The sequence below is a fragment of the Priestia sp. SIMBA_032 genome, from assembly GCF_046535215.1.
GTDB lineage: Bacteria > Bacillota > Bacilli > Bacillales > Bacillaceae_H > Priestia > Priestia aryabhattai.
On the sequence record NZ_JAWRXD010001182.1, the window covers coordinates 1 to 251 of the forward strand.

Annotated in this window: 1 protein-coding gene; it reads right to left on the minus strand. The window is 68.9% G+C overall.

Annotation, left to right across the window (positions count from 1 at the left end; translation table 11 throughout):
- Positions 1 to 251: CBM35 domain-containing protein (locus SB717_RS38035; RefSeq protein WP_410908354.1), on the minus strand; the 251-nt coding region annotated here is incomplete at both ends.

Sequence of the window (251 nt, forward strand, 5' to 3'; positions counted from 1 at the left end):
GGATCGTCACGTCGGTGGTGCCCCGGTACGTCCAGCCGAGGTCGGCCGAGTACTTGATCAGCTGCGACAGCGAACCGTCGACGAACAGCGCGTGCTGCCCCGGCGCCTGGTTCGCTCCGGCGAGGACCGTGAGCCGGTACGTGCCCGTCCGCGGGACGGTGACGTTCCACGTCGCCGACGACGTCGGCTTGTTGAACGAGCCGACATCGTGCCCGTTGGAGGCCATGAACGACCACTCGCGCGACGGGTCC